At 61.6% G+C, this 3,699-nt stretch carries 1 protein-coding gene and 1 pseudogene; both read right to left on the bottom strand.

The genetic code is table 11. The features are described from left to right. Positions 1–834: 834 nt before the first annotated feature. Positions 835–2,184, bottom strand: coding sequence for a guanitoxin biosynthesis PLP-dependent transaminase GntE (gene gntE, locus ACFMO5_RS02420; RefSeq protein WP_376791182.1), 1,350 nt, complete (start codon positions 2,182–2,184; stop codon positions 835–837). Positions 2,185–2,474: 290 nt separating this feature from the next. Beyond that, positions 2,475–3,620 (bottom strand): annotated as a pseudogene (locus ACFMO5_RS02415) (IS481 family transposase). Between the last annotated feature and the right edge of the window lie 79 nt (positions 3,621–3,699).

The raw sequence follows: 3,699 nt of genomic DNA, 5'->3' as shown, positions 1-3,699 counted from the left end.
TGCGGGCCGCCTTCGACGGCCCGCACCCCGCGAAGAAAAAATTACCCCATAGAGGGGCTGCCGAAAAATGCATGCGGCCCGGTCTCGGTCTGGATCCGAGCCGGGCCGCAGCAGGAAAGGAGGGGCCAGGGCAAGCGAACGCCAGTGGAGTGGGCGGCGATGGCGCTGCTTGCAGCTTCATCATAATTAAAGGCAGATCGCCAAAGTAGTGATAAATGTCACAATTTAAAGCTGACATCTCTCATCCAAATTGGGGGCTGCGTTTCTTAGGGGGACTTGCTCTGTTGCAATCAACAGAGGAGGTCCCCCCAACTCGCAGGGACAAGCTTTCGATTCGTGGAATTTCTAGGAGGGGCGGGCACTTACGCGGCCCGCCCCTCCTAAGATGTGGACCAGCCGGAAGGTTGCGTCTACGGCACTCGTGCGGAGCCAGCCCCTCCCCGCGGCCCTTTGGGCCACGGGGAGGGGGAAAGTTGAATGACTTTGGGGTGGGCGGGGCCGATCCGACGGTCTTGCGAATGCCGACAACCGCCCCCTATAGGGCACCCCCAGGGATGCTCCACCCACGTAAGGACAGGCCTTGTGCCTGCCCGCATAGGACGCCCCTTGTGGGCGCCCTTACATAAGGGACGCGGATGCTTCACGCAGGGACGGGCCTTGTGCCCGCCCAGGCCTTATGCCTGCCCGGAGGCGCCCCTTGTGGGTCCCCCTACCCCATCCCATGGCTGGCTACACCCCACCGAAATGCCCCGGGGAAAGATCATCCCCACGCCTTAGAGAGACCACCCGGAAGCGCCTCCTGAACCCGTGGTGCGAATCTGGGGTCGGATGTGCTTACTTCCCCACCGAGGTCACTTCCACCGGGCCAACGCGTTTGCCTTTGAGGACGGCGCGCACGGCATCGGCGAAGCGGTTCAACGTCTCATCGACGACTTCCGGCGTGTGCGCCGCGCACGTGAACCAGGGCTCCCGGGGATCCACCTCAAACATCACCCCGCGCTCGTAGCACGCCAGACCGATCTCTGAATACAGCTCGATGTCACTGCGCATCGTATCCCGGTGATCCCGGGGCGTTCCCTCGAAATTCAAAAGGAAGCTGAACATGTTCGGATGGCCGGAGACCACGTGAGGGATGCCCGCCTCGGTCAGGATCTCGCTGATCCCTTTCATGAGCTGTTCACCGGCCCGCGCGGCCCGCTCCAGCGCATCCGTCGTCTCCAGGACCTCCAGGGTGGCGTCCGCAGCGGCGGTGCCGACCACGTTCCCGTTATACGTCCCGGCATGGGCGACCGCTCCCGGCTCAATGGTCATCATGAGCTCCCGCTTGCCGCCGATGGCCGAGATCGGGAAACCGTTCCCCATCGCCTTGGCATAGGTGACGAGGTCCGCCCGCACGCCGAAGAATTCCTGCGCCCCGCCCCGGGCGATGCGAAAGCCAGTTTTCACCTCGTCGAAAATCAAGACGATGCCGTATTCATCGCAGAGGCGCCGCAGGAAGGGGAGGAATTCTGGGTGGGGTAGGATGGCCGCGCTGTTCCCCAGCATGGGCTCCACGATGATGGCGGCGATATCCCCCCATTTCGCCTTCACCGTCCGCTCCACCGCCTCGAAGTCGTTAAAAGGCAGGGTGATGACCAGATCAGCGATGGCTCGAGGTATGCCCGAGCTGGCGGTGACGGGGATCGGATGACGACGGCTGCCCATCGCCTGCCGGAGGGCCATCGCAGTAGAGAAAAGCAAGTAATCGTGATGGCCATGATACTGCCCTTCGAACTTGATGACCTTCTCCCGCCCCGTGTAGGCCCGAGCGATCCGCAGAGCGTGCATGGTCGCCTCGGTCCCCGAATTCGAGAAGCGAACCATATCCACACCGGTCATGCGGATGATCCGTTCGGCGGCCCGGATCTCCCACTCCGTGGTGGCCGCGAAGATCACACCATCCCGGATCGCCTGGCTGACCCGCTCCACGACGACTGGATGACCGTGGCCCAGGATCACCGGACCATATCCCAGGCGGTAATCCACATAACGGTTGCCATCCAAGTCGTAGATATAAGGCCCTTCTCCCCGGCTCACGACCAAGGTCTGATCATCGCCCCAGTAGCGGAAGTTCGAAGTGACCCCCCAGGGCATTACCTCTTTCGCACGACGAAAGCGTTCACGGGTTTTCGGCCATTGACGCATGGGAACCTCCTGGACATTGGGAATAGATGATAAGACTTAGTAATGCTTCATCCAGATTTGTTTTTTGGGAGTATGCAGGGCAGCCCCTAGCCCCAAAAGGAAACCGCTGAAGAGCGCATTGGGCCATACCCAAAAATCAAATCCGGAAGGAGCAGTAGTTCTCCGTCCACATTCGCCTTGGGGATATGGGATGGAAAGCGTGGATGGCCCCTCCCCCCTTCTCCCTCTCCCCTGTATAGACCAGACACATGGGTAACACTTGTTCAGAGACATGGGTTACATAGGGTGACTCACATATGGCGACTCGTTCCATGGCGCAGATCAATACACGCAATGGGCTGCTGACAGAAGAATACAACGTATTCCCCATCCTGATCCGCGGGTCGCAGGCAGACCGGCTAGTGCCGGAAGGCTTTCCCCACCCGAAACTCCCGGTTCTGAAACGAGATCCGGCCCGAGCTATCCACCTTCCGGACGATCTCCCCAGGTTCATACCCAATGGGCGGCAGCTCCTCCGGATAGGGTCGGGGACTGGGATGATATCGGCTCGCCGGCGGCTGCATGCCCAAGGCTTCGTGAGGACGTTCCCGGTTGTAGAGATTGCGCCAGCCCGTGAAGATCTCCTGCCCATCCGCCAGCCCCGAGCCCGTATATTGTTCCAGAACTTCCTCCTGCAACGTGCGATGCAGGCGCTCATCTTTGCCCAGGGTCTGGGGGTGGTAGGGGCGCGAGTGGCAGACCCGGATCCCCAGACGGATCCACCATACCGTCAACAGGGTATAGCCGTGGTTGGTCCCATCCCCCCACGGGGGCCCGTTATCCACCAAAATCCGCTCCGGCAGGCCATATTCCCGGAAAGCCTGGATCCACCAGGCCCGCACGGTGGCTTGGGTCTCATTGGGACACGCCCACAAACCCAACAGATACCGCGCGGGGTCATCGATCAGGGTGAGCGGATGGCAATATCCCCCCTCCTCCAGAGGGAAATAGCCCTTGAAGTCCATTTGCCACAAGGCATTGGGCGCCGCCGCCTCGAAGCGTTCCCAGGGCCGATGCTTCGAAGCCTCGTCGGGGTCGATGGAGCCGTGCCGCCGCAAGATCGCCGTGACGGTGTTGGGGCTGGCCGGGGCCACCTGTCCGTGGGCCAGGAGCCCATTTTGGATCTTCCGGCCTCCCCAGGTGGGGTGGGCTTGGCGGACCTCCCGCACGGCGGCTTCCAGCGCGGGTGGGCTACGGCGAGGGCTGGAATGAGGGCGTCGGGAGCGATCTTGGAGCCCTTCCCACCCCTCCGCGGGATACCGCTGGAGCCATTGATAGGCAGTTTTTCGGCTGATGCCAAAGCGCCGGCACAGGGCTTGAAGGTTGGCTCCTTCTTGCAAGGCCAAGTGTACGAACTCAGCCCGAAGGGACAGCATGGTGCACTCCTTCCAGGGCACGTCCCACCTCCGCATCAGGTGTCGTGCCCCTATCGTATCCAGTGTTACCCATGTCTCTGAACAAGTGTTACCCATGTAT

The sequence above is a fragment of the Thermoflexus sp. genome (genome assembly GCF_042408365.1).
Taxonomy (GTDB): Bacteria; Chloroflexota; Anaerolineae; order Thermoflexales; family Thermoflexaceae; genus Thermoflexus.
The sequence above is the reverse complement of the archived record's forward strand: the minus strand, read 5'-3'. Positions and strand labels throughout refer to the sequence as shown.

What these genes read in the sequence shown, in the direction of transcription:
- gntE (WP_376791182.1), bottom strand. Translation starts at nt 2,184, where the DNA reads ATGCGTCAATGGCCGAAAACCCGTGAACGCTTTCGTCGTGCGAAAGAG.